The following is a 25,325-nucleotide window of genomic DNA, read 5'->3' on the forward strand; positions in this document are numbered from 1 at the left end:
TTCCTCCTACTTAAAGAAATTGACATTGTGGAGATGAGGGATTTTTCGGATTTCTTCAATCGCCTCTTCGCAACTTCGACTATCGACTTCGATAATCATAATGGCTTTTTCTCCAGCTTTTTCCCTAGTCACATTCATCTGAGCGATGTTGATATCGAAACGAGAGAGGGCTTCAGTAACATGGGCAATCATACCTGGAACATCTTGATGCACGATGATGATGGTCGGTGTGTTCATATTGAGAGAGACAGCAAAGCCGTTAAGCTCCGTAACTTGGATATTTCCCCCACCAATGGAAATTCCTGTCACACTTATGGATTTGTGTTCATTCTTCACAGTAATTTTCGTGGTGTTAGGGTGAGGAGCGTTGCTGTCTTTCTGAATGGTCCAGACAATCTTGATACCACGTTTATGGGCAATCTCAAGACTATTGGGAATGTCGGGATCGTCCGTATCCATACCTAAAATTCCAGCGACGAGAGCTAGGTCAGTCCCGTGGCCACGGTAGGTCTTGGCAAATGAATTAAATAGTTGGAATTCCACCTCTGTCGGTCTATCACCAAAGATAGAAGACACGATTTTTCCGATACGAACAGCCCCAGCTGTATGACTACTTGATGGGCCAATCATGACAGGACCGATGATATCAAAGACAGATTGAAAACGAAGTGAGTGCATCTGTTTCCCCTTACAAAGATTCTTGTTTCTATTATATCAAAGAATGAAGTTCTGTGCTTATTTCCCTTATAAAACTGAGAAAATGGATAAAAATAGTATAAAATCTTGTCTTTTATGACAAAAATATCAATGTTTCAGTAAATATAAAATATTTTTGTAATATTTCTACACGAAACCGTCAAGAAACGGTAATATTCAAACGGTATGATAGAAACATAGTAAAAAGGAGAATTTTTAGAAATGACATTAACAACTAAACAAATTAAATCAACTCTTGCAGGAGCAGCAACTTTCCTTGCTTTCCTTGCACCATCACTTGCTTTTGCAGATGAAACAATCACTTATACAGTTAAACCAGGTGACACTCTTTCAGAAATCGCTGAGAAGTACAACACCACTGTTGAAAAATTGGCAGAAAAAAACAAGATAGAGGATATTCATCTGATCTTTGTGGATCAAGTTTTGGTCATCGAAGGGACAACTCCAGCTGCGACAACTTATGAAGCCCCAGCTGCAACAGGAGAAACAATCGAAGAGACTACGACTTACGAAGAAATAACTGAAACAACAACTTACGAAGCGCCAGCTGCTACAACAAGCACTTCTTATGAAGAAGAAAGCTATACAGCTTCAACTGTAAGTGGATCTGAAGCAGAAGCCAAAGAATGGATCGCCCAAAAAGAATCAGGTGGTAGCTACACAGCTACAAACGGACGTTACATCGGACGTTACCAATTGACAGATTCATACTTGAACGGTGACTACTCAGCTGAAAACCAAGAACGCGTAGCAGACGCCTACGTTGCAGGACGCTACGGTTCATGGGCAGCTGCTAAGAACTTCTGGCTTAACAACGGTTGGTATTAAGAATAAAAGAGTCCTTTAGGGCTCTTTTTTTGTTTCTCTAGAACAAAAAGTGTAACGATCTTCTCAGCAATGCTCTCTTTGTATAATTCCAACGGAACTCTTCAAATTGTTTTAAAATTCAAATAGTATAAATAAGCTTATTATATGTAAAAATATATCATATAATAAGAATTTTTTTGACTAAAATGAAATAAAATTCAGTTTTGACTTGACAAATGTTTTTGAGAAGTGTATTATTTATACAATTTAAAAGTATAAAAATAAAAGGAGGCTCTTCTATGAATAAAGTGAAGAAGGTGTTGATGACGATGTTTGGTTTGCTTATGTTTCCCTTATTATTTGCTTGTAGTAACACTCAATCCCAAAGTGTTGAAGCCATTAAGGCTAAAGGAAAATTGGTGGTGGCCCTAAATCCAGAGTTTGCTCCATTCGAATACCAGAAATTGGTCGATGGGAAAAATCAGATTGTAGGTTCAGATGTTGAGCTAGCCAAAGCCATCGCAAAGGAACTAGGTGTAGAAGTGGAGTTCTCTCCAATGAGTTTTGACAATGTACTGGCTAGTCTTGATTCAGGTAAGGCCGATCTTGCCATATCAGGCATTTCTAAAACGGAAGAGAGAAGTCAAGTTTACGATTTTTCAATTCCCTACTACACTTCGAAAAATAAGGTTATCGTAAGAAAATCTGAATTAACAAATTACCAATCAGTCAAGGATTTGGCCCAGAAAAAGGTTGGAGCGCAGAAAGGTTCTATTCAAGAGACGATGGCGAAAGATTTGTTACAAAATTCTTCCCTCGTATCTCTGCCTAAAAATGGGAATTTAATCACAGATTTGAAATCAGGGCAACTGGATGCGGTTATCTTTGAAGAACCAGTGGCGAAAGGATTTGTAGAGAATAATCCAGACTTAGCCATCGCTGATTTTGATTTTGACAATGACAAAGAAGATTCCTATGCTGTTGCGATGAAAAAAGACAGTAAAGAATTAAAAGAGGCGGTTGATAAAACTATCCAGAAGTTGAAGGATTCTGGGGAGTTGGACAAATTGATTGACGATGCTTTTAAAGCCTCTATCGAAAAATAGAAAGAAGGAAGAGAAATGAGTAAGGAAAAAGTCATTTTAGCCTATTCAGGTGGATTGGATACATCAGTTGCTATTACATGGTTAAAAAAAGACTATGATGTGATCGCTGTTTGTATGGATGTGGGTGAAGGAAAAGATTTGGAGTTCATCCACGATAAAGCTCTCAAGGTTGGGGCTGTTGAGTCTTATGTCATTGATGTTAAGGAAGAATTTGCTAATGACTATGTTTTAGTGGCCCTTCAGGCTCATGCCTACTACGAACAAAAGTATCCCTTGGTATCTGCTCTGAGTCGCCCTCTTATTTCTAAAAAATTGGTTGAAATAGCGCATCAGACAGGAGCGACTACAATTGCTCATGGTTGTACAGGTAAGGGGAATGACCAAGTACGTTTTGAAGTCTCTATTGCAGCTTTGGATCCCAATTTAAAAGTAGTGGCGCCTGTTCGTGAGTGGAAATGGTCTCGTGAAGAAGAAATCCAATATGCCAAAGAAAACGGTGTCCCAGTTCCTGCTGACCTTGACAATCCTTACTCTATTGACCAAAATCTTTGGGGACGTGCAAATGAATGTGGTGTCTTGGAAAACCCTTGGAACCAAGCGCCAGAAGAAGCATTTGGAATCACATCTTCTCCAGAAGAGGCGCCAGACAGTCCAGAATTTATTGATATTGAGTTTAGCTGTGGGGTGCCCATCTCTCTCAATGGTGAGAAGATGAAAGTGGCAGATTTGATTCAAAAGCTAAATGAAATTGCGGGCAAACATGGTGTCGGTCGTATTGACCATGTGGAAAATCGCCTAGTCGGTATTAAGTCAAGAGAGATTTATGAGTGCCCAGGCGCTGTGACTTTATTGGCAGCTCATAAGGAGATTGAGGACTTGACTCTTGTGAGAGAGGTGGCTCATTTCAAACCTATTATCGAAAATGAGTTGTCCAATCTCATCTATAATGCCTTGTGGTTTAGTCCAGCAACTCAGGCTTTGATTGCCTATATCAAGGAGACACAGAAAGTTGTCAATGGAACTGCAAAAGTTAAACTCTATAAGGGGAACGCCCAGGTAGTGGCTCGGAAATCACCAAATTCTCTTTACGATGAAAATTTGGCGACTTATACTAGTGCGGATACCTTTGACCAAGATGCGGCTGTTGGATTTATCAAGCTTTGGGGGCTTCCGACTAAGGTTTATTCAGAAGTTCAGAAAAATGTTGAGTAGTGACGCGATAGAAAGGGACGACAGGATATGTCGAAAAATACAAAATTATGGGGTGGTCGATTTGAAGGCACTGTGGAAGATTGGGTAGAACAGTTCGGTGCGAGTATTTCCTTTGACCACCAGCTGGCAAAATTTGATTTGATGGGTTCCCTAGCTCATGTTCAAATGCTAGGACAGACTGGCATTTTGAGCTTGGAAGAGGCAGAGCAGATCCAAGATGGTCTGAAAGCTTTGTTGCGAGATTTAGAGGCAGGAAAGCTTCATTTTGATATTGCAAATGAAGATATTCATATGAATATGGAAGTGTTGCTGACAGAGAAAATCGGTCCTCTGGCTGGGAAATTGCACATGGCTCGTTCTCGGAATGACCAAGTCGCAACGGATATGCACTTATATCTAAAGGAGCAACTTGGGCATGTCTTGGATAAGTTGGCGAATCTGAACAGTGTTTTGCTGGATTTGGCTGAAAAACATGTGGAAACCATCATGCCAGGCTATACTCATTTGCAACACGCCCAACCGATTAGTTTTGCCCACCATCTCATGGCTTATTACAATATGTTTCAAAGGGACAGCGAGCGCTTTGCATTTAACCTAAAACATACGGACCTATCTCCCCTGGGTGCGGCTGCCTTGGCGGGGACAACTTTTCCAATCAATCGTCAATTATCGAGTGATTTATTGGGCTTCCAGCACCCCTATACCAATTCCTTGGACGCAGTGAGTGACCGTGATTTTATCTTGGAATTTCTGTCAAATGCCAGCATGTTGATGATGCATATGAGTCGTTTTTGTGAAGAAATCATCAATTGGTGTAGTTTTGAGTATCAGTACATTAGCTTGTCTGATAGCTTTTCAACGGGTTCGTCTATCATGCCCCAGAAGAAAAATCCTGATATGGCGGAATTGATTCGAGGGAAGACAGGACGGGTTTACGGGAACTTACTTGGACTATTGACCGTCATGAAGTCTTTGCCTCTGGCCTACAATAAGGATTTGCAAGAGGACAAGGAAGGCATGTTTGATACAGTAGAAACGATTTTGAGTTCTCTGGATGTGTTGGCAGGTATGCTATCGAGCATGCAGGTTAATAAGGCCAAAATGCAGCAATCCACAGAGAATGATTTTTCGAATGCGACCGAACTGGCAGATTATTTGGCTGAAAAAGGCCTCCCTTTTAGAGAAGCGCATGAAATAGTAGGGAAATTGGTTCTAGACTCTATCAAGCATGGTAAAAACATCCAAGATTGGGATTTGGAGGAGTTGCAAGTCTACCATCCCTTGATTGAAGAGGATATTTATATCTACTTGCGTCCAGAAACTGCTGTTCAGAGACGGAATTCCTTAGGAGGAACCGGCTTTGAGCAAGTGAAATACCAGATAGAACAAGCGAAGAAAGAACTTAAAGGGGAAAATTGATTCGTTTGTAAAGTAAGAAAGAGAGGTTGAGATGATTTATCAGCCTCTTTCTTGTCTTCTCCAACCAAGCGTGTTATAATGAATACTGCTCAAGCGACCTTCAATCGTTAAAGCACACACGACCTTCAATCGTGAACTAGTCATTTCGTTTATCTTTTATTACGTCGTTAACTCGAAATGAGATGCAAGTTGAGCTTGTCTGATTTATAACCTCAATCAGTCTCCCAGACTGATTGAGCGAACTCAAGTTTTGCCTGCGACTCGTTGCCTATCATATTTTCATTTTAAGATGATAGACTAAAGTGGTCTGGGAGACCATTTTACTACTAAAAGCAAACGAAAAGACTATACTCAAAGAAATTCTATTGAAAGTCATAATGAATAGAATTTTGAAGGGTATGAATAAACGAATAGATGGGAGACTTACCATGAGTGATAACTCTAAAACACGTGTTGTCGTGGGGATGAGTGGTGGTGTTGATTCGTCGGTGACGGCTCTCTTGCTCAAGGAGCAGGGCTACGATGTGATTGGTATCTTCATGAAGAACTGGGACGACACAGATGAAAACGGCGTCTGTACGGCGACCGAAGATTACAAGGATGTGGCTGCGGTGGCAGACCAGATCGGCATTCCTTACTACTCTGTCAATTTTGAAAAAGAGTACTGGGACCGCGTCTTTGAGTATTTCCTAGCGGAATACCGTGCAGGGCGCACGCCAAATCCAGACGTTATGTGCAACAAGGAAATCAAGTTCAAGGCCTTTCTGGACTATGCCATGACCTTGGGTGCAGACTATGTAGCGACTGGGCATTATGCTCGAGTGGCGCGTGATGAGGATGGCATCGTTCACATGCTTCGTGGCGTGGACAATGGCAAGGACCAGACTTATTTCCTCAGCCAACTTTCGCAAGAACAGCTCCAAAAAACCATGTTCCCATTGGGGCATTTGGAAAAGCCTGAAGTACGAAAACTAGCAGAAGAAGCAGGCCTTGCGACTGCCAAGAAGAAAGACTCGACAGGGATTTGCTTTATCGGAGAAAAGAACTTTAAAAACTTTCTCAGTAACTACCTGCCAGCTCAGCCTGGTCGCATGATGACTGTGGATGGACGTGATATGGGTGAGCATGCTGGTCTGATGTATTATACAATCGGTCAGCGTGGCGGTCTTGGGATCGGTGGCCAACACGGTGGTGACAATGCCCCTTGGTTTGTTGTCGGAAAAGATTTGAGCCAAAATATCCTCTATGTCGGACAAGGATTCTACCATGATTCGCTTATGTCAACAAGCCTAGAGGCCAGTCAAGTTCACTTTACTCGTGACATGCCAGAGGAATTTACGCTAGAATGTACGGCTAAATTCCGCTACCGTCAGCCTGATTCTAAGGTGACAGTACATGTCAAAGGAGACAAGGCAGAAGTCATCTTTGCAGAGCCACAACGCGCGATCACACCAGGCCAGGCAGTTGTCTTTTACGATGGCGAAGAGTGTCTAGGTGGCGGTTTGATTGACAATGCCTACCGTGACGGACAAGTTTGTCAGTACATTTAGATTGACAAATTTTCTCAATTTGCTACAATAATAAAAGCAATAGAAATGATGGTCAAAGCTCATGGATGTTGCAGGCTTTTTTGTCCTGCACTCCTTACGAGTTTTGACTGTTTTTGTGTCGTTTAAAGGAAAGGATAAAAATGACTCAACAAGACTTTCGGACAAAAGTAGACAACACGGTCTTTGGCGTTCGGGCGACAGCCTTGATTCTCCAAAATGGCAAGCTCCTAGTCACCAAAGATAAGGGTAAGTATTACACTATTGGCGGTGCGATTCAAGTCAATGAAAGCACGGAAGATGCGGTAGTCCGTGAAGTGAAGGAAGAACTGGGTGTCAAAGTTCAAGCTGGGCAGCTAGCTTTCGTGGTTGAAAATCGTTTTGAACAAGACGGTGTTTCCTATCACAACATCGAGTTTCATTATCTGGTGGACTTGCTTGAAGATGCTCCATTGACCATGCAGGAAGACGAAAAACCGCAGCCTTGTGAGTGGATTGACTTGGATAAGCTTGAGGAGTTTCAGCTAGTTCCAGCCTTTTTAAAAACAACCCTGCCGGATTGGGACGGCCAGCTGCGACACATTCATCTTGAGGAATAGGAGAGAAAATGACTTATAATTTTACAGAAGAATACGATATTATTGTAATTGGTGCGGGACACGCTGGAGTCGAGGCTTCCTTGGCTGCCAGCCGTATGGGCTGTAAGGTCTTGCTTGCGACTATCAACATTGAAATGCTGGCTTTCATGCCTTGTAATCCTTCGATCGGTGGTTCTGCCAAGGGGATTGTCGTGCGTGAAGTGGATGCCCTTGGTGGTGAAATGGCCAAGAATATTGACAAGACTTACATCCAGATGAAGATGCTCAACACAGGGAAAGGGCCAGCCGTTCGCGCTCTTCGTGCGCAGGCTGACAAGGAACTTTACTCTAAGGAAATGCGCAAGACAGTTGAAAATCAAGAAAATCTCACCCTTCGTCAAACCATGATTGATGAGATTTTGGTGGAAGATGGTAAGGTTGTCGGTGTGCGTACAGCGACCCATCAAGAATATGCTGCTAAGGTTGTTATCGTGACGACAGGGACTGCACTCCGTGGGGAAATTATCATAGGAGATCTCAAGTACTCATCAGGACCTAACCACAGCCTAGCTTCTATTAACCTTGCTGATAATCTCAAGGAATTGGGCCTCGAAATTGGTCGTTTCAAGACAGGAACCCCTCCACGTGTCAAGGCTTCTTCTATCAACTACGATGTGACAGAGATTCAGCCAGGAGACGAAGCGCCTAATCACTTCTCCTACACTTCACGTGATGAAGATTATGTCAAGGACCAAGTGCCATGCTGGTTGACTTATACCAACGGTACCAGTCATGAGATTATCCAAAACAACCTCCACCGTGCGCCTATGTTTACAGGTGTAGTCAAGGGTGTAGGTCCTCGTTACTGTCCGTCGATTGAGGACAAGATTGTGCGCTTTGCGGACAAGGAACGCCACCAACTCTTCCTTGAGCCAGAAGGGCGCAATACGGAGGAAGTCTATGTTCAAGGGCTTTCAACCAGTCTGCCTGAGGATGTACAGCGTGAGCTGGTTCATTCCATCAAAGGTCTGGAAAATGCAGAGATGATGCGAACTGGTTATGCCATTGAGTACGACATGGTCTTGCCTCACCAGTTGCGTGCGACTTTGGAAACTAAGAAAATCTCAGGACTCTTCACTGCTGGTCAGACAAATGGAACGTCAGGTTACGAAGAAGCAGCTGGTCAAGGGATTATCGCGGGTATCAATGCGGCTCTGAAAATCCAAGGCAAGCCTGAGTTGATTTTGAAGCGCAGTGATGGCTATATCGGGGTGATGATTGACGACTTGGTGACCAAGGGAACCATTGAACCTTACCGTCTCTTGACCAGTCGTGCTGAATACCGTCTCATCCTCCGTCATGACAATGCCGATATGCGTTTGACTGAGATGGGACGTGAGATTGGACTTGTGGATGATGAACGTTGGGCTCGTTTTGAAATCAAGAAAAATCAATTTGACAATGAGATGAAGCGACTAGACAGTATCAAACTCAAGCCAGTCAAGGAAACAAATGCCAAGGTTGAGGAGATGGGCTTCAAGCCGTTGACAGATGCGGTGACAGCCAAGGAATTCCTTCGCCGTCCAGAAGTTTCTTACCAAGATGTGGTGGCCTTCATCGGACTAGCTGCTGAGGACTTGGATGACAAGATTATCGAATTGATTGAAACAGAAATCAAGTACGAAGGCTATATTTCCAAAGCTATGGACCAGGTTGCCAAGATGAAACGAATGGAAGAAAAACGCATTCCAGCCAATATTGATTGGGATGATATTGATTCTATCGCAACAGAAGCTCGCCAGAAGTTCAAACTCATCAATCCAGAAACCATCGGGCAAGCTAGCCGTATCTCTGGTGTAAACCCAGCAGATATTTCTATTTTGATGGTGTATCTTGAAGGTAAAAACCGTAGTATTTCTAAGAATCAAGAAAAGAAAGCATAGAAAAAACAGCTCCGAAGACGGGGCTGTTTTGTTGGTTTATTCTTCTTCATCTGGTGTGAGGATCATAGGGATGATAATCGGTTCACGTTCTGTATTTTCATAGAGGAAGGGGCGAATGGCATTGACAATGGCACCATTGACAGATTGGATACTAGCATCCTTGTTTTTTAATGCGATACGAATTGCATTGAAGAGGATGCGCTGGCTTTGGCGAATCAAGTCTCCAGATTCCCTCATGTAGACAAAGCCTCGGCTGAGAATATCTGGACCAGACAAGATCATTTTAGACTTGAAGTCAACAGTAGCGACTGCTAGAACGACACCATCTTCAGATAAATCTCTACGATCTTTGAGGACAGCTGCACCGATTTCACCGATACGATTTCCATCGACATAGATATCTTGGGCGTTGAAATGGCCTGCGATACGGGCAGAATTCGCGGTAAGAGCAAGCACATCACCATTGCTCATGATAAAGATATTGTCCTTCTCGACACCAGTATCCACCGCTAGTCCAGCATGGACTTTCTGCATACGGTATTCACCATGAACAGGCATGAAGTATTTGGGCTTGATCAAGCGGAGCATGAGTTTTTGCTCTTGCTGACCACCGTGTCCAGAGGTGTGGATATTGTTAATCTTTCCGTGAATGACTTCGACACCAGCTTCTGAGATAATGTTAATCAGCTTGTTGACGCTAGTGGTATTTCCAGGGATTGGGCTAGAAGAGAAGATAACGGTATCGCCGGGTTGGAGCTGCACCTGACGGTGGGTTCCGTTAGCGATACGAGAGAGGGCTGCCATCGGCTCGCCCTGACTACCTGTACAGAGGATAAGAACCTCACCTGCAGGATAGTCTTTGATTTCATTTGGCTCGATAAAGGTTCCCTTAGGAGCTTTGATGTAGCCAAGCTCGATACCGTTGACAATGGCTTTTTCCATCGAACGTCCAAAGACTGCAATCTTGCGTCCAGTCTTAACAGCGGCATCCGTTGCTTGCTGGAGACGGAAGATATTTGAGGCAAAGGATGCAAAGATGATGCGTCCTTCAATGCCTTGGATAATCTTCATGATGGATTGGCCAACGACTTTTTCAGAGTTGGTAAAGGTTGGCACTTCTGCGTTTGTCGAGTCAGACAGGAGACAGAGTACGCCTTCTTCACCAAGGGCTGCCATCCGGTGCAAGTCCGCTGGTTCACCAACTGGTGTAAAGTCAAACTTGAAGTCACCTGTACAGACGATTTTTCCTTGAGGAGTATGAATAACAATCCCCAAAGGCTCTGGAATAGAGTGAGTCGTTCTAAAGAAAGTTGCCTTGAGATTTTTAAAGGTCAACTCAGTGTTATGGTTGATTTCGTAAAGTTTGGCGTTGCGCAAGAGACCGTGTTCTTCGAGTTTTCCACGGATCAAAGCCAAGGCAAGTGGTCCAGCATAGATAGGGACATTTGCTTGCTTGAGCAGGAATGGAATCCCACCGATGTGGTCCTCGTGTCCGTGGGTAATCAAAACAGCCTTGACGCGGTCGATATTGTCTACGATGTAAGAGTAGTCGGGGATAACGTAGTCGATACCCAGCAAGTCATCTTCTGGGAATTTAATCCCAGCATCAACGATAATAATCTCATCTTGGTATTCAATTCCGTATGTGTTTTTCCCGATTTCTCCCAGACCACCGATGGCAAAAACGCCGACTTCTTCAGGTTTAAGAGTGTAGGCCATATTAGAACTCCGTAATCTCGAAAGCGCCAGTTTCTTTTTCGTAATCTAGCAATTTGTCAGACAAGAGTTCGATAAATTCGATGTTGTACTCTGGGCGGTTTTCTTCGACAAGTTGGCGAGCAGCGATACGGCCTTCAAGTTCTGAGCTGGCATCGATGTCTAGGTAAAGTGAGCGTGTTGTTTCACGACGTGGGCTACGTTCTTTTGTTTCTTGATAAAAAACTTTGTAAATCATATAGTTCCTTTCTATTTACAGGTCAGCTTATTCCAAACTTTTAGCAGAGATTTGCTTGATTTCATTCCATTTTGTGTCTAGATTGACCTTGATTCGTTACAATTATTTCAATTATACCACAAAATGAAAAATTAGTAAAAGACGGAAATGGAGAAAGTCAGGAGGGGAAGAAGGAGTAAAAAGATAGGTAGGATTTGGTCGGAGAGCGCTTAGGTGTTATAATGGAAGGAGAAAGGGAAGTTTATGGATGGGAATATTCCCTATAGCTTTTAAAACAAGGAGGATTAAGGATGTTTAGTTTGTTTGAATTTGCAATTGGGGTTCGCCTCTTGATGTTTATAGTTTTTATAGCCTGTGTCTATGGTGGAAATCTTATTTTTACGTATCTAGAACACCGCAAAACAAAATTCCTTTGGAAGCTTGCTTTTGTGACGCTCTATTCAATTTTTCTCCTTCTTGTCACCTATGTTGTCTGGCTCGTTTTTTATTTTGGTTTAAATGTTTGAGCTCAATTATTCATCTAAATATACAGAAAAACCACCTCGTCTTGATAGATGGGGCGGATTTTTCTATTTTCAGGTGATATCCTTATGTTTTCGATGATGATTTCTCGCATCGAAAATCGAGTTAAAGCATATATGACTTATCTAAACTTCCTATGAAGAACCTTTCAATTGCCTTGTTCACTTATATATTCGGGAAAGATAGGAAAAATGTAAAATTTTTTTGAATTTTTGTACCGTCTTCTTTGTCTAAGTGACAGGCTTCTTTTATTTCAAAACAAAGAAAATTCCCATGCTCTGGCTTTTGTAGTATAATAGTAAACAGACAAAAAGATAGGAATGTGTTATGAAAGTATTAGCTTTTGATACGTCCAGCAAGGCTCTTTCTCTCGCTATTTTAGAGGACAAGCAGATTCTTGCCGAGACGACGATTAATATTAAGAAGAATTACAGTATTACCCTCATGCCTGCCATCGATTTTTTGATGGCAAGTTTGGATTGGACCCCCAAGGATTTGGATCGAATCGTGGTAGCTGAAGGACCAGGTAGTTATACTGGCTTACGAATTGCGGTAGCAACTGCCAAAACTTTGGCTCATACCCTGAACATTGAGTTGGTTGGAATGTCGAGTTTATTGGCTCTGGTGCCACGCCAGCAGGAAGGTCTGGTGGTCCCTTTGATGGATGCGCGTCGCAACAATGTTTATGCAGGATTTTATGAAAATGCTGAGGCCGTCTTGCCAGAAGCGCACCTGTCCTTTGAAGAGGTGTTAGAAAAGGTCAAGGATGCTGAACAGGTGACTTTTGTCGGAGAAGTCGGTCCCTTTGTGGAGCAGATCCAAGAACACTTGCTACAAGCTAACTATCAAGAAACCTTGCCAAATGCAGCTAATCTTGCTCTCTGGGCATGGGACAAGAAAGCAGACTCCTTGCACGACTTTGTGCCAAATTACCTCAAACGTGTTGAAGCTGAGGAAAACTGGCTCAAGAACCACACCGAGTCTGGCGAGTCTTACATTAAACGCCTATGATAGAAATCAAACGAATCCAAAGACAGCCTGACCTAGCTCAATCGATCTATGCTGTCATGGCAGATGTTTACCCAGTCAGCCCTTGGACGCTGGAACAAATCCAAGCAGACCTGTCCCAAGACCAGACTTGGTATGCTGTGGCTTTGGACGGAGCAGAAGTGATAGGATTTCTAGCAGTTCAGGAGAATCTCTTTGAGGCAGAAGTTCTGCAAATCGCTGTCAAAAAAGCCTATCAGGGTCGGGGAATTGCGTCAGCCCTGTTTGCAACATTGCCGACAGACAAGGAGATTTTCCTCGAAGTCAGAAAGTCAAATCATCGAGCGCAAGCATTTTACAAGAAAGAAAAGATGGCGGTCATCGCTGAGCGAAAGGCCTACTACCATGATCCAGTCGAGGACGCCATCATCATGAAGAGAGAAATAGATGAAGGATAGATATATTTTAGCATTTGAGACATCCTGTGATGAGACCAGTGTCGCCGTACTGAAAAACGATGATGAGCTCTTGTCCAATGTCATTGCGAGTCAAATTGAGAGTCACAAACGTTTTGGGGGCGTAGTGCCAGAAGTAGCCAGTCGCCACCATGTCGAAGTTATCACAGCCTGCATCGAGGAGGCGCTAGCAGAAGCAGGGATTACCGAAGAGGACATAACAGCTGTTGCGGTTACCTACGGACCAGGCTTGGTCGGAGCACTGCTAGTTGGTTTGTCAGCTGCCAAGGCCTTTGCTTGGGCACATGGACTTCCGCTGATTCCCGTTAACCACATGGCGGGCCACCTCATGGCAGCTCAGAGCGTCGAGCCTTTGGAGTTTCCCTTGCTAGCTCTCTTGGTCAGCGGTGGGCACACGGAGTTGGTCTATGTTTCTGAGGCTGGGGATTATAAGATTGTTGGGGAGACACGAGATGATGCGGTTGGTGAGGCCTATGATAAGGTCGGCCGTGTCATGGGCTTGACCTATCCAGCAGGTCGCGAAATTGACGAGCTGGCCCATCAAGGGCAGGATATTTATGATTTCCCTCGTGCCATGATTAAGGAGGACAATCTGGAGTTTTCATTCTCAGGTTTGAAGTCTGCCTTTATCAATCTTCATCACAATGCCGAGCAAAAGGGAGAAAGCTTGTCCAAGGAAGACCTGTCAGCATCTTTCCAAGCAGCAGTCATGGATATTCTTATGGCCAAAACCAAGAAGGCCTTAGAAAAATACCCTGTTAAAACTCTAGTCGTAGCCGGTGGCGTGGCTGCCAATAAAGGTCTTAGAGAACGCTTGGCAGCTGAAATCACAGATGTCAAGGTCATCATCCCACCCCTACGCCTTTGTGGAGACAATGCAGGTATGATTGCCTATGCTAGTGTTAGCGAGTGGAATAAGGAGAACTTTGCAAGCTTGGACCTCAATGCCAAACCAAGTCTCGCTTTTGATACTATGGAATAAAGAGTCAGCTTAGGGCTGGCTTTTTTGCTAAAATATTTTATAATATGTAAAAAAGTAAAATTTTTTACGAATAGAATAGTAAAGGGAATCTTTAAAGGGGAGTTTGGCCATGATTGAAAAACAAGAATTGGGAGAATTTTACAAGGAACTGCGCCTGGCGAGAAAACTCAAGCAGTCAGATGTGGCTTGTGATGGGCTGACAGCATCCCAGCTATCCAAGTTTGAACTGGGGCAGTCTATGTTGTCTGCGGATAAGCTGATCCTAGCTATCCAAGGGATAAATGTAACCTTCGACGAGTTTGGACACAAGCTTAATAATTATCAGGAATCTCCACATATGCGAATTGGTAGAAAGGTTGTGGATCGCTTTGCCCATCACGATATAGCTGGCTTAGAGCAACTGTTGGAGGAAATCGAGCAAGAACAGATGGCACAGACTTATCGTCGTTTGAATGCCGTCGTGATTAAAAATGCTATCCATTCCTTGGATAAAAGCTATCTGCTCGAAGAGGAGGATCGAGAGTTTTTGACTAGCTATCTCTATGCTATCGAGTCTTGGACCTGGTTTGAACTCTATCTTTTTTGCAACACCATGCCCTTCTTGAGTAATCAAGATCTGATCTTTTTATCAACCTCCTTACTCGAAAAATCCAAGGAATTTAAAGAATTGGCACACAATAGACTGTATATGAAAAGTGGCTATCTGAATATCATCTCAGAGCTCATGGAGCGCAAACTTTTCTCTTACATCCCAATCTTTGAGTCTGAGTTGGAGAGCATGCTTCGTCCGTATGATGTTTTTGAGAAATTATTGTGGCAATTTTTAAAGAAAATGAGTGTTTTCCTTCAAACTAAGGGAAGCAATCAAAAAGAGATTGAAAACTTTATCCAATCTCTGCAAGTATTAGAAAATCCACAATTAACCGCTCTTTTTGAACTACGATTACAGCAATACAAAGATCTTATCGATTAGTCTACAATCGCAAATGAGAGATTTCTATGAGAAAAAATGTCAAATATGCGATTTACTAAAATGTGGTGATTTCCGTGTTATACTATCCTTATTTCATAGTATAGGAGAAAATAGAATGAAAAAGATAATCTCACACTACTACTTTATTATAGCCGTTCTGCTAGTTATTGCTGATCAGTTCCTCATTCGTTTGGTTTTACATAGCGACCTTGTTGCTGGTCTATCTGACTTTGCCTATTATTTGTCGGATATGCTGTTGAATTTTCTTGTGGTTCTGCTTGCTATTATTGTTATGATTTGGTCAGGGAAATGGCAGAAAATCAACAGTAAAAAATTTAAAGGTTCCTATCTTTTTTATTCCTTTCTAGCTCTTCTTGCTTTTGTTATTTGGAATTTCCTTACATTTTTTATTTTCCCACCTACCAAAAATGAAATTGCTTATCAACTGGGTGTTCCTACTTTTACAGGAGCTACGGTATTTTTGATGTATTTTCTCTATCCTGTGATTGCAGGTCCCATTTTTGAAGAGATAATCTATCGTGGGTTGGTGATGACCGCTCTGGAAAAAGGAAAGAAATGGGGACTGGATGTGCTCGGTTCGGCTGTTTTATTCGGGATATTGCATATTAGTAGTCATGGATGGATCTTGACAGACTTTGTCTTCTATATGGGTGGCGGTCTCATATTTGCAGTCTTATTTAGAGTGACAAAGTCCATTTATTGGCCTATTGGGCTGCACATAGTCTACAATGGTATTGGTCAAATTCTCCCCTTGTTATTTTAGAGGTTTTTGAAGCATTGTAAATAACAAAAGAGAATACTAGTTGTGAAATTAAAAATTCCTGAGTCAGTTTGTAGTGCTGGACCAAGCCCTTACGGAGCTTTTGATTGGATGAAAGGACTCTGGGCAGGTTTGGCTGAAAGACGACGTAAATAAAACTTAAAAGGATCAACTATGAAAGGGAAAGAAACGAAATTTTATCTAGGGACCATTTTGGTGCTTGTGTCCTATTACTTGATTCTTAATCTTGTAGCAAAATTAGATTCAGTGAACCAATTATCCGACTTTGGATTTTATGGGATTCAAATTTTATTGATAGTAATTGAGGGAATTGTTGCTACTGTGGTTCTTGTCAAGAGTCAACGTTGGAAAGAGTACGGTCGATTCGAGTTTCGTTGGTCCTATCTGGGTCTCTTCTTTCTTTTCTTTCTATTGATGTTTTTGTGGGTAAATATAACGACTAAGATCTTTCCCAGCACGCAAAATGGTAGTGCTATAAAAGAAACCGTAGCCAATTTGACGGGAATTAGTTATTTTGTGACACGTATTCTCTACGGCAGTCTTATTGCTCCGATAGTTGAGGAGTTAGTTTTTCGTGGACTTCTGATGACAGCCCTATCTAAATTTAAAAAGCGCTATGTTGATATAATTGTTTCCTCAACTCTCTTCAGTCTTATCCATGTTTTGCAATATGGATGGGTGATAACAGACTTCATCATTTATGCAGGAGCAGGTCTGCTACTCTGTATGCTCTTTCGTTATACACGTTCAATTTATTGGTCAATGGCACTCCACATCTTGTGGAATAGCTTTTTAATTATCGTCAGCTTATTGGTGTTTGAGTATTAGGCTTGGCAGAATTTTTTACATCACAGAGATAAGGCTGGCGCTCCAGTCTTTTTCTTATCTCCAATATCTAATAATAGTCCTTGTTCAATTCCTTGTTACCTTAAATGAAAAGGTAATTTTAAAATCAATCACGGAATCCGACTCTATCAAAGTTTGTCAATCATAGCCTTTTTTTGTATAGTAGATATATGAAAAATACAAAAATAATCAGTAGTTTGCTTGCTCTTGGAGCTTTACTCATGCTTTTATCAGCTTGCCAGAATGTTAAACAGACACAACTGGTCTTGTTTGATTCCCTTTCGTTCAATATGTCCCTTAAATCCTTTGAAGAAGTGTTTGGAGAGGCTAGCGAGGTAGTGGAGGAAACAGAGATGGCCTATCGAGATACTTGGCGTGCTGAAGACCCTTATTTCTATAAAACGGGACGCCTTTTCTATGATTACGAAAATATTGCTTTGAATGGTTATACAGGTCGAGCAAGATTCACATTTTCAAAATCACATCGCTTGGAAAAAGCGACAGTTCATATTCCTGTAGCTTCAAAAGGGGAGCAATATGTAGTGCTCAACAATCTATCCCATACTATAAAAAAAGAAATTGAAGCTCTTCCGAATTTTCAATCTGTAACTACCGAGACGGTAGGACTATACGATGACGGCTATCGCTATAAAGTCAAGTTGAAAGGACAAAGGAGAGAATTTTGGATTGATGTTTATCCGACAGAAGATGAAGATGCTAAAGAAATTGAAGATAAAAAGTATACTATTCGGGTGGATCAGTTTAGGATGTATTAATAACACTCATGGGATTTCAGCATTTTTTACTAGCTCTAAGTTTCAAACTCTAAACTTTTTTCTCTTCTTTGAATGTGTTATAATATTCCTTACTGTGGCTGTGACCATGAACAGCCTCAAACGAAGAAAATAAGAGGAAAAAGATGAAAGAAAAAGGATTTTGGGAAGGTGTTCAGGCTGCTATGCCGACTGCCCTTGGCTATGTTAGTATCGGTCTAGCTTGTGGGATTATCGGTGCGCCCTATGTGACACCTGTTGAGATGGGCCTGATGAGCCTATTTGTTTATGCTGGGAGCGCCCAGTTTGCCATGTTGGCATTGATTGCGGTCCAAGCGCCTGTGGCGGCCATTGCCATGACGGTCTTTTTGATCAATTTACGACTCTTTTTGCTGAGCTTGCATGCATCGACTTATTTCCGTCATACCAGTCTCTGGCAAAATATCGGGATGTCGAGCCTCTTGACAGATGAGACTTACGGGGTTTTGATGGGAGAATTAGCCCATACAGACAAGGTCAATCCTATGTGGATGCATGGGAACAATCTCAACAGTTATGTAGCTTGGTTTGTGGGGACAGTAGTCGGAACGGCTCTAGGTGGACTCCTACCAAATCCAGAGGTCTTTGGATTAGACTTTGCCCTTGTTGGGATGTTTATCGGGATTTTTACTTCGCAATTCCAGATTATGCAAAGACGGGTTCCTGGCCGCAATCTGCTGCTGATCCTAGCAGTTGTTGCGGTGTCTTTCTTTTTGCTCCTGACAGTTGTGTCCCAGTCGCTGGCTGTTCTTTTTGCGACTTTGCTAGGTTGTACCATGGGGGTGTTCTTAGATGGTCAGTAAGTATCTTTTATTAGCTGTAGTTTTCTCAGGGTTGGTGACTTGGATACCTCGTATGATTCCTTTCATCTTGGTTAAGTACAAGGGTTTGCCAGCTATCGTTGAGCGTTTTTTGAAGTTTTTACCTGTTTCCATTATCTTTGCCTTGATCCTTTCAAGCGTAGTGACAGGTAAGGTTGGGAGCCTTCCTCAGATCAAATGGCTAGACTTTTTAGCAATCTTTCCAACGGCTTGGGTAGCCTTTCGCTATCGCAATCTAGTGGGTACGGTTCTTTTTGGAGTGGTCTTGATTGCAGTCTTGCGTCTGGTCTTTTAATCAGCTATAAGAAAAACCTATCACCGAGATAGGTATCATATAATGGCGAAAAAAAATATTTTATGTTAAGATAGTACAGTATTCTATTTTGGAGGAAATGATATGAAAAAAATCGTTAAATACTCATCTCTTGCTGCCCTTGCTCTTGTTGCTGCAGGTGTGTTAGCAGCTTGCTCAGGTGGTGCTAAGAAAGAAGGAGAAGCAGCTAGCAAGAAAGAAATTATCGTTGCAACTAATGCTACACCAAAACCATTTAACTATGAAGAAAATGGCGAATTGACTGGTTACGAAATTGAAGTGGTTCGCGCTATCTTTAAAGACTCTGACAAGTATGATGTCAAGTTTGAGAAGACAGAGTGGTCAGGAGTCTTTGCAGGACTTGATGCCGACCGTTACAATATGGCTGTTAGCAACATCAGCTACACTAAAGAACGTGCTGAAAAATACCTTTATGCAGCTCCAACTGCTAAAAACCCTAACGTTCTTGTAGTGAAAAAAGATGACCCTAGCATCAAATCGCTTGATGATATCGGTGGAAAATCAACAGAAGTTGTTCAAGGGACAACTTCTGCTAAACAGCTAGAAGACTACAACAAACAACATTCAGATAATCCAACTGTCCTAAAGTATACTAAAGCGGACTTCCAACAAATCATGGGACGCTTGAGCGATGGCCAGTTTGACTACAAGATTTTTGATAAAATCGGTGTTGAAACAGTCATCAAGGACCAAGGTTTGGACAACTTGAAAGTGATCGAACTTCCAAGCGACCAACAACCTTATGTTTACCCACTTCTTGCTAAAGGTCAAGATGAGTTGAAATCATTTGTAGACAAACGTATCCAAGAACTCTACAAAGACGGAACTCTTGAAAAATTGTCTAAACAATTCTTCGGAGACACTTACCTACCAGCAGAAGCTGATATTAAATAATTTTTTGAAATCATCCATTCTGAATAAGGTGGATGATTTCTCAGTTTTTAAGGATATAGTTTTAAACTATATATCTGACTATCTAATAACAATTTGTGAAATCAAATAAAGTATGAGATACTATTACGGTATTATTTTTAAAGGAGAAAGAATCATGAAAATTAAAAAATGGCTCGGTGTAGCAGCTCTTGCTACAGTCGCAGGTTTGACTCTTGCAGCTTGCGGAAATTCAGAAAAGAAAGCAGACAACGAAACAGTTGTCAAAATTGCAACAGTTAACCGTAGCGGTTCTGAAGAAGCGCGTTGGGATAAAATCCAAGAATTGGTTAAAAAAGATGGTATTAAATTGGAATTCACAGAGTTCACTGACTACTCTCAACCAAACAAGGCAACTGCTGATGGCGAAGTAGACTTGAACGCCTTCCAACACTACAACTTCTTGAACAACTGGAACAAGGAAAACGGGAAAGACCTTGTAGCGATTGCAGATACGTACATCTCACCAATCCGCCTTTACTCAGGTAAAAATGGGGAAGGAAACAAGTACACGAAAGTGGAAGAAATCCCAGATAACGGCGAAATCGCTGTGCCAAACGATGCAACAAACGAAAGCCGTGCGCTTTACTTGCTTCAATCAGCTGGTTTGATCAAATTGGATGTTTCAGGAACTGAACTTGCTACTATCGCAAACATCAAAGAAAATCCTAAGAACTTGAAAATCACTGAATTGGATGCTAGCCAAACAGCTCGTTCATTGTCATCAGTTGACGCTGCCGTCGTAAACAATACCTTCGTTACAGAAGCAAAATTGGACTACAAGAAAGCGCTATTCAAAGAACAAGCTGACGAAAACTCAAAACAATGGTACAACATCATCGTTGCGAAAAAAGATTGGGAATCATCACCTAAGGCTGATGCCATCAAGAAAATTATCGCGGCTTACCACACTGATGAAGTGAAAAAAGTTATCGAAGAAACATCAGACGGTTTGGATCAACCAGTTTGGTAATAAGACACAGGGAGGTGGGAGAGAGTTTCCACCTCTTACTTTTGTCTAGAGAGTTGATTTTAAAGAGGCACTTGTTGTCGTTCCAAGGACACAAGTACATAGTAGAAAGAGAGAGAAAATGGTTTTTCCTAGCGAACAAGAACAGATTGAAAAATTTGAAAAGGATCATGTGGCTCAACATTATTTTGAAGTCTTGCGCACCTTAATTTCCAAGAAATCAGTCTTTGCCCAGCAGGTTGGACTTAAGGAAGTCGCAAACTATCTGGGTGAGATTTTCAAGCGTGTGGGAGCGGAAGTCGAGATTGATGAGACTTATACGGCTCCCTTTGTCATGGCGCATTTCAAGAGTTCGCGTCCAGATGCTAAGACCTTGATCTTCTATAACCACTATGACACCGTGCCAGCGGATAGTGACCAGGTGTGGACAGAGGATCCTTTTACCCTTTCTGTACGAAATGGCTTTATGTATGGGCGTGGGGTTGACGACGACAAGGGGCATATAACGGCTCGTTTGAGCGCTTTGAGAAAATACATGCAACACCATGATGACCTACCTGTCAATATTAGCTTTATCATGGAAGGGGCAGAGGAGTCTGCTTCCATGGATCTAGATAAGTATTTAGAGAAACACGCAGACAAACTTCGTGGGGCGGATTTGCTGGTATGGGAACAAGGTACAAAGAACGCCTTGGAGCAGCTGGAAATCTCTGGCGGAAACAAAGGGATTGTGACATTTGATGCTAAGGTAAAAAGTGCTGATGTGGATATCCACTCGAGTTATGGTGGAGTTGTGGAGTCAGCACCATGGTATCTCATCCAGGCCTTAAGTAGCCTGCGTGCAGCAGATGGCCGTATCTTGGTAGAAGGCTTGTACGAGGATGTTCAAGAGCCAAATGAACGAGAACTAGCCTTGGTGGATACTTACGCCCAACGCAATCCTGAGGAAATCAGTCGCATTTATGGCTTGGAATTGCCTCTCTTACAAGAGAATCGTGCAGCCTTTCTAAAACGGTTCTTTTTTGAGCCTGCACTCAATATCGAAGGAATCCAGTCTGGCTATCAAGGTCAGGGTGTTAAGACTATTTTGCCAGCAGAAGCTAGTGCAAAGCTAGAGGTTCGTTTGGTTCCTGGCTTAGAACCACATGATGTTCTGGAAAAAATTCGGAAACAGCTAGACAAAAATGGCTTTGATAAGGTAGAATTATACTATACCTTGGGAGAGATGAGCTATCGAAGCGATATGAGTGCGCCAGCCATTCTCAATGTGATTGAGTTGGCCAAGAAATTCTATCCACAGGGCGTTTCAGTCTTACCGACAACAGCGGGGACAGGGCCTATGCATACGGTCTTTGATGCCCTAGAGGTACCCATGGTGGCCTTCGGTCTAGGGAATGCCAATAGCCGAGACCACGGTGGAGATGAAAATGTGCGAATCGCCGATTACTACACCCATATTGAATTAGTAGAGGAGCTGATTAGAAGCTATGAGTAGAGATATTATCAAGTTAGATCAGATCGATGTGACCTTTCACCAAAAGAAGAGAACCATCACAGCGGTCAAGGATGTGACCATTCACATCCAAGAAGGGGATATCTACGGAATCGTTGGATATTCTGGAGCAGGGAAATCAACCCTTGTACGGGTGATTAACCTCTTGCAAAAACCATCTGCAGGCAAAATTACCATTGACGACGATGTGATTTTTGATGGCAAGGTGACCTTGACGGCAGAGCAGTTGCGTCGTAAACGTCAAGATATCGGAATGATTTTCCAGCATTTCAACCTGATGAGTCAAAAGACAGCAGAGGAAAATGTAGCCTTTGCCCTCAAACACTCTGGACTCAGCAAGGAAGAAAAGAAAGCAAAAGTAGCTAAGTTATTGGACTTGGTTGGCTTGGCAGATCGTGCTGAAAACTACCCTTCCCAACTATCTGGAGGGCAAAAACAGCGTGTGGCCATTGCGCGTGCCTTGGCCAATGATCCAAAAATCTTGATTTCAGATGAGTCAACATCTGCCCTCGACCCTAAGACAACCAAGCAGATTTTGGCCTTGTTGCAAGATTTGAACCAAAAATTAGGCTTGACCGTTGTCCTGATTACACATGAAATGCAGATTGTTAAAGACATTGCTAACCGTGTGGCAGTTATGCAGGATGGCCGTTTGATTGAAGAAGGTAGTGTCCTTGAAATCTTCTCAGACCCTAAACAACCTTTGACCCAGGACTTTATCTCAACAGCTACAGGTATTGATGAAGCCATGGTTAAGATTGAGAAGCAAGAAATCGTAGAACATTTATCTGAGAACAGTATCTTAGTGCAGCTCAAGTATGCAGGGGCTTCGACAGACGAACCACTTTTGAATGAATTGTACAAACATTACCAAGTAACAGCGAATATCCTCTATGGAAATATCGAGATCCTCGATGGCACTCCAGTCGGAGAATTGGTTGTGGTACTGTCTGGAGAAAAAGAAGCGCTAGTAGGCGCCCAAGAGGCTATTCGTCAAGCGGGTGTGCAGTTAAAAGTATTGAAGGGAGGACAGTAGAATGACAGAGTTGATTCAAACCTATTTACCAAATGTCTATAAAATGGGCTGGGCTGGTCAGGCAGGCTGGGGAACAGCTATCTACCTAACTCTTTATATGACAGTTCTTTCCTTCATCATCGGAGGGTTCTTGGGGCTGGTGGCAGGTCTTTTCCTCGTCTTGACAGCGCCAGGTGGTGTCTTGGAAAATAAGGTAGTCTTCTGGATTTTAGACAAGATTACCTCAATTTTCCGTGCGGTTCCCTTCATCATCCTCTTGGCAATCATGTCGCCACTTTCTCACTTGATTGTTAAGACTAGTATCGGGCCAAATGCAGCCCTTGTCCCCCTTTCTTTTGCAGTCTTTGCCTTCTTTGCCCGTCAGGTGCAGGTGGTCTTGGCTGAGCTAGATGGAGGCGTCATTGAGGCGGCCCAAGCAAGCGGAGCAACCTTCTGGGATATCGTAGGTGTTTACCTATCAGAAGGTCTGCCAGATTTGATTCGTGTGACGACTGTGACCTTGATTTCCCTTGTTGGGGAAACAGCTATGGCGGGAGCAGTTGGTGCTGGTGGTATCGGTAACGTAGCCATTGCCTATGGATTTAACCGTTTCAATCACGATGTGACAGTTTTAGCAACCATTATTATTATCTTGATTATCTTCACGATCCAGTTCTTGGGAGATTTCTTGACCAAGAAATTGAGTCATAAATAAAAAGAGCCCTTCGGCTCTTTTTTTTTCTAGGAAGCTGCCAACAGGGGCATTTAAAGTTTTTAAATTATGGTATAATAGATAAAGTTAACTCTCTCTGGTGATAGGATAGGAAAAAACTAGAAAGATAAACCTTGAAGCGAGATGAGAAAATGAAAAAGGAGTTCGGTTGATATGAATTATTTCGAGGGGAATGAGTTTTTCCTTCTCTTGTTTGTAGTTTTACTGATTGGTTTTGTGGTAAACTTTTTTGAAAAACGTAAGGACTACTATATTTTGACGCTCTCCCTCTTATTTGCAGGAGCTATCTATGGTAAGAGTCGAGCGATGATGGTCTATTTGCTCGCCTTTGTCGTTTATCAATATTTTCTGGTTTTTCTAGCACAGAGGATAGAAGCAAAGCGGCTGAAACCACTGCTTTTCCTTTCTATCCTTCCTTTGGTAATCAATAAAGTCTTTGCCTTGACTTCTCTGCATTTGTTGGCCTTTATTGGAATTTCTTACATGTCCTTTAAGACCATTCAGATCATGCTAGAGATATCGGATGGCTTAATCAAAGAAAAAATCAGTGTAAAAGATTATCTACAGTTTTTGCTCTTTTTCCCAACAGTTAGTGCTGGTCCGATTGATCGGAGTAGGAGATTTTTAAAAGAGATAAACGAGGTCATGCCCCGAAAAGAGTATCTGGAGTTAGCGGGGGACGGTGTGTATCGTATCGTTCTAGGTCTTCTTTACAAGGTTGTTTTATCAACCTATGTTTATCAGATGTTACTCGCTCTAAATAATACTGGCACAGTCGTCTATTCAATCAAGTATATGTATCTCTATACCTTGTATCTGTTCTTTGACTTTGCAGGCTATAGTCTAATGGCCGTTGGAAGTAGTAATATTCTAGGTATTCAGACACCGATGAACTTTAACAAACCTTTCTTGAGTGTCGATATCAAGGATTTCTGGACCAGATGGCATATCACCTTGTCGACCTGGTTGAGAGATTTTGTATTTTCAAGAGTATTGATGCAGGTTATCAGGAAAAAATGGTTTAAAAATAGGCTACACAATGCAACCTATGCCTATATGGTCAATATGTTGGTCATGGGTTTTTGGCATGGTCTTAGTGTTAGTTACATTGTCTATGGTTTTTACCATGGTGTCTTGATGGCTGGATTTGAAGTGTATCAAAAGAAAAGCAATTTTTATAAGAAAAATAAAAACAAAAACTGGTATAAGCTATTAAGTTGGTTTGTGACCATGAATTTGGTTATGATTGGTTTCTTTATCTTTTCAGGTGAACCCTATAAAATCTTACTGACGATTTTAAAGAGGTAAGAGATTGAAAAGAAATCA

At 42.2% G+C, this 25,325-nt stretch carries 26 protein-coding genes; 23 read left to right on the plus strand and 3 right to left on the minus strand.

Going from position 1 to position 25,325, the window contains the following annotated elements:
* Window positions 1–6 precede the first annotated feature (6 nt).
* Entirely contained in the window at window positions 7–678 is a 672-nt protein-coding gene (gene sdaAB, locus B7705_RS05070) for an L-serine ammonia-lyase, iron-sulfur-dependent subunit beta (RefSeq protein ID WP_038804696.1), read from the minus strand.
* 240 nt (window positions 679–918) lie between these two features.
* Here sdaAB and apf point away from each other — a divergent pair, with 240 nt between their 5' ends.
* The 7 genes from apf (at window position 919) to mnmG (ending at window position 9,329) form a co-directional block, all read left to right on the plus strand.
* Window positions 919–1,545 (plus strand): aggregation-promoting factor, encoded by a 627-nt coding sequence (gene apf / locus B7705_RS05075; protein ID WP_084948273.1) that lies wholly within the window; start codon window positions 919–921, stop codon window positions 1,543–1,545.
* Between the two features lie 278 nt (window positions 1,546–1,823).
* The gene (locus tag B7705_RS05080) at window positions 1,824–2,630 is read left to right on the plus strand and encodes an ABC transporter substrate-binding protein (protein WP_084948275.1); all 807 of its coding nucleotides are present in this window, start codon (window positions 1,824–1,826) and stop codon (window positions 2,628–2,630) included.
* Window positions 2,631–2,645: 15 nt separating this feature from the next.
* Complete coding sequence (locus B7705_RS05085; protein ID WP_084948277.1) at window positions 2,646–3,842, plus strand: argininosuccinate synthase; 1,197 nt, start codon at window positions 2,646–2,648, stop codon at window positions 3,840–3,842.
* Between the two features lie 27 nt (window positions 3,843–3,869).
* Window positions 3,870–5,261 carry an argininosuccinate lyase gene (argH, locus tag B7705_RS05090; protein ID WP_084948278.1) on the plus strand — a complete coding sequence of 464 codons (1,392 nt, stop codon included), beginning with the start codon at window positions 3,870–3,872 and terminating at the stop codon, window positions 5,259–5,261.
* A gap of 428 nt (window positions 5,262–5,689) precedes the next feature.
* The gene (gene mnmA / locus B7705_RS05095; protein WP_009729631.1) at window positions 5,690–6,811 is read left to right on the plus strand and encodes a tRNA 2-thiouridine(34) synthase MnmA; all 1,122 of its coding nucleotides are present in this window, start codon (window positions 5,690–5,692) and stop codon (window positions 6,809–6,811) included.
* A gap of 140 nt (window positions 6,812–6,951) precedes the next feature.
* The gene (locus B7705_RS05100) at window positions 6,952–7,407 is read left to right on the plus strand and encodes an NUDIX hydrolase (RefSeq protein ID WP_162284876.1); all 456 of its coding nucleotides are present in this window, start codon (window positions 6,952–6,954) and stop codon (window positions 7,405–7,407) included.
* An 8-nt stretch (window positions 7,408–7,415) separates the two neighbouring features.
* Window positions 7,416–9,329, plus strand: coding sequence for a tRNA uridine-5-carboxymethylaminomethyl(34) synthesis enzyme MnmG (mnmG, locus tag B7705_RS05105; RefSeq protein ID WP_084948281.1), 1,914 nt, complete (start codon window positions 7,416–7,418; stop codon window positions 9,327–9,329).
* A gap of 36 nt (window positions 9,330–9,365) precedes the next feature.
* Here mnmG and rnjA read toward each other — a convergent pair whose 3' ends face one another.
* Together rnjA and B7705_RS05115 are read right to left on the minus strand one after the other, a co-directional pair.
* A complete protein-coding gene (gene rnjA / locus B7705_RS05110; RefSeq protein WP_000331969.1) occupies window positions 9,366–11,048 on the minus strand; it encodes a ribonuclease J1 in 1,683 nt (560 codons plus the stop codon).
* Window position 11,049: 1 nt separating this feature from the next.
* A complete protein-coding gene (locus B7705_RS05115) occupies window positions 11,050–11,283 on the minus strand; it encodes a DNA-dependent RNA polymerase subunit epsilon (protein WP_000639585.1) in 234 nt (77 codons plus the stop codon).
* A gap of 290 nt (window positions 11,284–11,573) precedes the next feature.
* Here B7705_RS05115 and B7705_RS09810 point away from each other — a divergent pair, with 290 nt between their 5' ends.
* The 16 genes from B7705_RS09810 (at window position 11,574) to dltB (ending at window position 25,307) form a co-directional block, all read left to right on the plus strand.
* A complete protein-coding gene (locus B7705_RS09810) occupies window positions 11,574–11,789 on the plus strand; it encodes a hypothetical protein (RefSeq protein ID WP_084948283.1) in 216 nt (71 codons plus the stop codon).
* A gap of 343 nt (window positions 11,790–12,132) precedes the next feature.
* Window positions 12,133–12,816 carry a tRNA (adenosine(37)-N6)-threonylcarbamoyltransferase complex dimerization subunit type 1 TsaB gene (gene tsaB, locus B7705_RS05125; protein WP_084948285.1) on the plus strand — a complete coding sequence of 228 codons (684 nt, stop codon included), beginning with the start codon at window positions 12,133–12,135 and terminating at the stop codon, window positions 12,814–12,816.
* The gene (gene rimI, locus B7705_RS05130) at window positions 12,813–13,250 is read left to right on the plus strand and encodes a ribosomal protein S18-alanine N-acetyltransferase (protein ID WP_084948286.1); all 438 of its coding nucleotides are present in this window, start codon (window positions 12,813–12,815) and stop codon (window positions 13,248–13,250) included. Before tsaB ends, rimI begins: the two co-directional genes overlap by 4 nt.
* Window positions 13,240–14,250 carry a tRNA (adenosine(37)-N6)-threonylcarbamoyltransferase complex transferase subunit TsaD gene (gene tsaD / locus B7705_RS05135; RefSeq protein WP_084948288.1) on the plus strand — a complete coding sequence of 337 codons (1,011 nt, stop codon included), beginning with the start codon at window positions 13,240–13,242 and terminating at the stop codon, window positions 14,248–14,250. Before rimI ends, tsaD begins: the two co-directional genes overlap by 11 nt.
* A 109-nt stretch (window positions 14,251–14,359) precedes the next feature.
* Window positions 14,360–15,223, plus strand: coding sequence for an Rgg/GadR/MutR family transcriptional regulator (locus B7705_RS05140; protein WP_084948289.1), 864 nt, complete (start codon window positions 14,360–14,362; stop codon window positions 15,221–15,223).
* 115 nt (window positions 15,224–15,338) lie between these two features.
* Window positions 15,339–16,007, plus strand: coding sequence for a CPBP family intramembrane glutamic endopeptidase (locus B7705_RS05145; RefSeq protein WP_084948291.1), 669 nt, complete (start codon window positions 15,339–15,341; stop codon window positions 16,005–16,007).
* A 171-nt stretch (window positions 16,008–16,178) separates the two neighbouring features.
* Entirely contained in the window at window positions 16,179–16,853 is a 675-nt protein-coding gene (locus B7705_RS05155) for a CPBP family intramembrane glutamic endopeptidase (protein WP_084948293.1), read from the plus strand.
* 188 nt (window positions 16,854–17,041) lie between these two features.
* Complete coding sequence (locus tag B7705_RS05160) at window positions 17,042–17,647, plus strand: hypothetical protein (RefSeq protein ID WP_084948294.1); 606 nt, start codon at window positions 17,042–17,044, stop codon at window positions 17,645–17,647.
* Window positions 17,648–17,790: 143 nt separating this feature from the next.
* Entirely contained in the window at window positions 17,791–18,486 is a 696-nt protein-coding gene (locus B7705_RS05165; RefSeq protein ID WP_084948295.1) for an AzlC family ABC transporter permease, read from the plus strand.
* Window positions 18,476–18,799: an AzlD domain-containing protein gene (locus B7705_RS05170; protein WP_084948297.1), complete on the plus strand. Its 324-nt coding sequence runs from the start codon at window positions 18,476–18,478 to the stop codon at window positions 18,797–18,799. The genes B7705_RS05165 and B7705_RS05170 overlap by 11 nt, the downstream gene beginning before the upstream one ends.
* A gap of 102 nt (window positions 18,800–18,901) precedes the next feature.
* Entirely contained in the window at window positions 18,902–19,732 is an 831-nt protein-coding gene (locus tag B7705_RS05175; RefSeq protein ID WP_084948299.1) for an amino acid ABC transporter substrate-binding protein, read from the plus strand.
* Window positions 19,733–19,886: 154 nt separating this feature from the next.
* The gene (locus tag B7705_RS05180; protein ID WP_084948300.1) at window positions 19,887–20,741 is read left to right on the plus strand and encodes a MetQ/NlpA family ABC transporter substrate-binding protein; all 855 of its coding nucleotides are present in this window, start codon (window positions 19,887–19,889) and stop codon (window positions 20,739–20,741) included.
* A 118-nt stretch (window positions 20,742–20,859) separates the two neighbouring features.
* The gene (locus tag B7705_RS05185) at window positions 20,860–22,233 is read left to right on the plus strand and encodes a M20 family metallopeptidase (protein WP_084948302.1); all 1,374 of its coding nucleotides are present in this window, start codon (window positions 20,860–20,862) and stop codon (window positions 22,231–22,233) included.
* Entirely contained in the window at window positions 22,226–23,287 is a 1,062-nt protein-coding gene (locus B7705_RS05190; protein WP_084948303.1) for a methionine ABC transporter ATP-binding protein, read from the plus strand. Before B7705_RS05185 ends, B7705_RS05190 begins: the two co-directional genes overlap by 8 nt.
* Before the next feature lies 1 nt (window position 23,288).
* Window positions 23,289–23,981: a methionine ABC transporter permease gene (locus tag B7705_RS05195; protein ID WP_084948305.1), complete on the plus strand. Its 693-nt coding sequence runs from the start codon at window positions 23,289–23,291 to the stop codon at window positions 23,979–23,981.
* 171 nt (window positions 23,982–24,152) lie between these two features.
* Window positions 24,153–25,307, plus strand: a complete 1,155-nt coding sequence (dltB, locus tag B7705_RS05200; protein WP_084948306.1) for a D-alanyl-lipoteichoic acid biosynthesis protein DltB — start codon at window positions 24,153–24,155, stop codon at window positions 25,305–25,307.
* Window positions 25,308–25,325: the final 18 nt, after the last annotated feature.

This window comes from Streptococcus oralis subsp. dentisani (assembly GCF_002096685.1).
Classification (GTDB): domain Bacteria; phylum Bacillota; class Bacilli; order Lactobacillales; family Streptococcaceae; genus Streptococcus; species Streptococcus oralis_AD.

Excerpts from the sequence above, each read along its gene's own strand:
- dltB (WP_084948306.1), top strand. The coding sequence starts at position 24,153 with ATGAATTATTTCGAGGGGAATGAGTTTTTCCTTCTCTTGTTTGTAGTT.
- rimI (WP_084948286.1), top strand. The coding sequence starts at position 12,813 with ATGATAGAAATCAAACGAATCCAAAGACAGCCTGACCTAGCTCAATCG.
- B7705_RS05165 (WP_084948295.1), top strand. The coding sequence starts at position 17,791 with ATGAAAGAAAAAGGATTTTGGGAAGGTGTTCAGGCTGCTATGCCGACT.
- B7705_RS05190 (WP_084948303.1), top strand. The coding sequence starts at position 22,226 with ATGAGTAGAGATATTATCAAGTTAGATCAGATCGATGTGACCTTTCAC.
- tsaB (WP_084948285.1), top strand. The coding sequence starts at position 12,133 with ATGAAAGTATTAGCTTTTGATACGTCCAGCAAGGCTCTTTCTCTCGCT.
- B7705_RS05085 (WP_084948277.1), top strand. The coding sequence starts at position 2,646 with ATGAGTAAGGAAAAAGTCATTTTAGCCTATTCAGGTGGATTGGATACA.
- tsaD (WP_084948288.1), top strand. The coding sequence starts at position 13,240 with ATGAAGGATAGATATATTTTAGCATTTGAGACATCCTGTGATGAGACC.
- apf (WP_084948273.1), top strand. The coding sequence starts at position 919 with ATGACATTAACAACTAAACAAATTAAATCAACTCTTGCAGGAGCAGCA.
- mnmG (WP_084948281.1), top strand. The coding sequence starts at position 7,416 with ATGACTTATAATTTTACAGAAGAATACGATATTATTGTAATTGGTGCG.
- B7705_RS05185 (WP_084948302.1), top strand. The coding sequence starts at position 20,860 with ATGGTTTTTCCTAGCGAACAAGAACAGATTGAAAAATTTGAAAAGGAT.
- B7705_RS05155 (WP_084948293.1), top strand. The coding sequence starts at position 16,179 with ATGAAAGGGAAAGAAACGAAATTTTATCTAGGGACCATTTTGGTGCTT.
- mnmA (WP_009729631.1), top strand. The coding sequence starts at position 5,690 with ATGAGTGATAACTCTAAAACACGTGTTGTCGTGGGGATGAGTGGTGGT.
- B7705_RS05100 (WP_162284876.1), top strand. The coding sequence starts at position 6,952 with ATGACTCAACAAGACTTTCGGACAAAAGTAGACAACACGGTCTTTGGC.
- rnjA (WP_000331969.1), bottom strand. The coding sequence starts at position 11,048 with ATGGCCTACACTCTTAAACCTGAAGAAGTCGGCGTTTTTGCCATCGGT.
- B7705_RS05160 (WP_084948294.1), top strand. The coding sequence starts at position 17,042 with ATGAAAAATACAAAAATAATCAGTAGTTTGCTTGCTCTTGGAGCTTTA.
- B7705_RS05195 (WP_084948305.1), top strand. The coding sequence starts at position 23,289 with ATGACAGAGTTGATTCAAACCTATTTACCAAATGTCTATAAAATGGGC.
- B7705_RS05080 (WP_084948275.1), top strand. The coding sequence starts at position 1,824 with ATGAATAAAGTGAAGAAGGTGTTGATGACGATGTTTGGTTTGCTTATG.
- B7705_RS09810 (WP_084948283.1), top strand. The coding sequence starts at position 11,574 with ATGTTTAGTTTGTTTGAATTTGCAATTGGGGTTCGCCTCTTGATGTTT.
- argH (WP_084948278.1), top strand. The coding sequence starts at position 3,870 with ATGTCGAAAAATACAAAATTATGGGGTGGTCGATTTGAAGGCACTGTG.
- B7705_RS05175 (WP_084948299.1), top strand. The coding sequence starts at position 18,902 with ATGAAAAAAATCGTTAAATACTCATCTCTTGCTGCCCTTGCTCTTGTT.
- sdaAB (WP_038804696.1), bottom strand. The coding sequence starts at position 678 with ATGCACTCACTTCGTTTTCAATCTGTCTTTGATATCATCGGTCCTGTC.
- B7705_RS05170 (WP_084948297.1), top strand. The coding sequence starts at position 18,476 with ATGGTCAGTAAGTATCTTTTATTAGCTGTAGTTTTCTCAGGGTTGGTG.
- B7705_RS05145 (WP_084948291.1), top strand. The coding sequence starts at position 15,339 with ATGAAAAAGATAATCTCACACTACTACTTTATTATAGCCGTTCTGCTA.
- B7705_RS05115 (WP_000639585.1), bottom strand. The coding sequence starts at position 11,283 with ATGATTTACAAAGTTTTTTATCAAGAAACAAAAGAACGTAGCCCACGT.
- B7705_RS05180 (WP_084948300.1), top strand. The coding sequence starts at position 19,887 with ATGAAAATTAAAAAATGGCTCGGTGTAGCAGCTCTTGCTACAGTCGCA.
- B7705_RS05140 (WP_084948289.1), top strand. The coding sequence starts at position 14,360 with ATGATTGAAAAACAAGAATTGGGAGAATTTTACAAGGAACTGCGCCTG.